This is a genomic window from Lactobacillus sp. WILCCON 0149 (assembly GCF_057197965.1).
This window is the reverse complement of record NZ_JBUBHO010000018.1, coordinates 1-2,563: the sequence shown is the minus strand read 5'-3', so window position 1 is coordinate 2,563 and position 2,563 is coordinate 1. Positions and strand designations below refer to the sequence as shown.

Below are 2,563 nucleotides of genomic sequence, written 5' to 3'. Positions count from 1 at the left end.
ACTGGCAAGTTTTCAGCGGCTGGTGACCAAGTTTGGCTTAACAAACAGTCAAGCAATGGAAGCACTGAATTGCACGCCAGCTGATTTGGAAAACTACAAGAAGCTGATCGCAGAAAGCAGCGATCAAAAGTAAAATCACAATAAACACAATATTTCAGAGGACTTAAACAACATTTAGCTGTTTGAGCCCTTTTTGTTTTTCATAAAAGAGAGGATAAAATCATGACTAACAACACTGTTTACACTAACGAATTGGCTCGCTTGAAGAAGATGGCTGCTGAAGGCAAGATCGATGAAAAGAATTTTGACTACAGCAGTCTGGAAGAGCTGGCTAAAAAGGTTATTAAGTGGCGGAAGAGCGACACGATCCACGACAAGTATTTCCTTGCTCGTTACGGCTCTGATCAAGATCTGGACGAATTAGTCCATGATTCAGAAGAAGGAGTTCGGATGAGTGTTGCCAACCGTGGTAGAGATAAGGATTTAGATATTCTTGTCCATGACCCATCTTGGGCTGTTCGCAGAACTGTTGCATACAAAAAGCGTGATAAGGATCTTGATATCCTTGTTAATGATGTGGCTCAAGAAGTACGTAGAGCCGTTGCATCGGCAGGACGTAATAAAGACTTAGACATTCTTGTTCATGACAAGGATGCCAGAGTGCGCCAAATTGTTGCTGGCTTTGGACGTGACAAAGACCTTGATATCCTTGTTCACGACAAGGACGAATGGGTTCGTGCATGCGTAGCAAGTAACGGTCGCAATAAGGATCTCGACATTCTTGTTAATGATGATGATGAAGAGGTTCGTAAGGAAGTTGCTGACTGGGCACGTGAAAAAGATTTAGACATTCTTGTACATGACGAGAACGAAAACGTCAGAGAAGCCGTTGCCTTCCAAGGCCAGTTGAAGCACTTAGAGATTTTAGCGAATGACGACAGTTCATTTGTCTTAAAAACAGTTATTCAAAGTGCATTGGAACTGCTGAAGGAACAACAAGCTATTTAATTGGTGGAGAGGATAAAATCATGACTAATAACACTGTTTACACTAACGAATTGGCTCGTTTGAAGAAGATGGCTGCTGAAAAGGTTATCAAATGGCGTGATAGTGATTCGATCGACGACAAGTATTTACTTCTCAGATATGGCTCCGATCAAGATCTGGATGAATTAGTCCATAGTGAGAGCGACTGGCTTCGCAAAAAGGTTGTACAACACGGCAGAGATAAGGATTTAGATATCTTTGCCCATGACGAAGACCCTGACGTTCGTAAGGAGGTAGCATTCAAAAAGCGTGACAAGGATCTTGATATCCTTGTTCACGATCATGATCCGATTGTCCGTGAAGCGGTTACACGTGTCGGCCGGGATAAGGACTTAGACATTCTTGTCAATGATGAGGATAAATGGGTAAGAGCGGCAGTTGCCGAAAACGGCCGCAGCCAAGACCTTAACATTCTTGCCTACGATGAGGATGAAGATGTCCGCAAGGAAGTCTTTGACTGGGTAGGTGCAAAAAACGTGGACATTCATTTCTATTGAGGAAGAGGACAAGCTAATGCTGCACAAAAAGAATAAGATCAAGTTTTTTACCCGGCATCTTCAGCTGATTTGATTCAAGAAACTATGGATTACTATGGCATCACTCAAGAAGATTTAGCAAATCGTATCGGGGTGAGTCAGAGCTATATTTCTGAATTGCTGAGTCGCAAACGGTACTTGAATGAAGTTACTGCATTAAGGGTTGAAAAAGTTATGGGGATTTCTAGCCATCTGCTCTTAGGGAATCATGTAGCTAATAAATTAAGTATTCAATCAAGTTGAATCTACCCATAGATTTAACTTGAAAGGAATATCAGAAAAACTTACCATTACTGATGTGATTATCAAGATTTAGTAAGTTTTATGATTCGGACAGTACATTCGTTATTAGAGCAGCATCCCTCCCATGGATAAATCTATGGGGCAGGGGATGCTGCTTTTTGTTTTCACTTGCCAAAACATTAGAAATAGATTATAATTAGGCGGATTACCAAGGTATATTTCTGACAAAGTACAACCCTCTAAATGCTCAGCATAGCCCAATGACTGCGATTACTAAGTTGCCATTTCTGATACTCGTTAGCCTTGCATAAAAATAATTAGTGTAACCGGTTAGATTGATAAGGTGCCGTTTCTGATAATCCTATTCCCGGAACCTAAAAATAATTGGAAACTTCAAGAAATTGATAAGCTGTCACTTTTGATAAACATTTTTGCATTTTTATCCTCTTGATTCGAGAGATGTTATTTCTGATAGGACGTTAACCGCATTATTCCCGGCGATATCTTATGCCCTACCTTTGGCGATTTAGAAGATATCATTTCTAATAAGGTACAACCCACATCCTCGTATCTGGTGTCACAGGTTCTGGATTGATAAGATGCCATTTCTGATGAGGCAGCATCCCTCCCGTACAGCAATGTAGGGCAGGGGATGCTTTTTGTTTGGAAAACTTTTGTTCTTTTAGATCACGCTAAAATACGCTAAAATACAACTAATTCCTACAAACTAAACGCAA

General features: G+C 40.7%; 3 protein-coding genes. All 3 read left to right on the top strand.

Translation table 11 applies throughout. From position 1 onward, the window contains the following. Window positions 1-222 precede the first annotated feature (222 nt). The 3 genes from ACYVUV_RS12235 (at window position 223) to ACYVUV_RS12225 (ending at window position 1,826) form a co-directional block, all read left to right on the top strand. Window positions 223-1,008: a hypothetical protein gene (locus tag ACYVUV_RS12235; RefSeq protein WP_484499560.1), complete on the top strand. Its 786-nt coding sequence runs from the start codon at window positions 223-225 to the stop codon at window positions 1,006-1,008. Window positions 1,009-1,028: 20 nt separating this feature from the next. Further along, window positions 1,029-1,544 (top strand): HEAT repeat domain-containing protein, encoded by a 516-nt coding sequence (locus ACYVUV_RS12230; RefSeq protein ID WP_484499559.1) that lies wholly within the window; start codon window positions 1,029-1,031, stop codon window positions 1,542-1,544. 84 nt (window positions 1,545-1,628) lie between these two features. Further along, on the top strand, window positions 1,629-1,826 hold the full coding sequence (locus ACYVUV_RS12225) for a helix-turn-helix transcriptional regulator (RefSeq protein WP_484499558.1): 198 nt from the start codon (window positions 1,629-1,631) through the stop codon (window positions 1,824-1,826). Window positions 1,827-2,563: the final 737 nt, after the last annotated feature.

Bases quoted from the DNA above. Each gene is read 5' to 3' on its own strand.
- ACYVUV_RS12235 (WP_484499560.1), top strand. From the start codon at position 223: ATGACTAACAACACTGTTTACACTAACGAATTGGCTCGCTTGAAGAAG.
- ACYVUV_RS12230 (WP_484499559.1), top strand. From the start codon at position 1,029: ATGACTAATAACACTGTTTACACTAACGAATTGGCTCGTTTGAAGAAG.
- ACYVUV_RS12225 (WP_484499558.1), top strand. From the start codon at position 1,629: ATGGATTACTATGGCATCACTCAAGAAGATTTAGCAAATCGTATCGGG.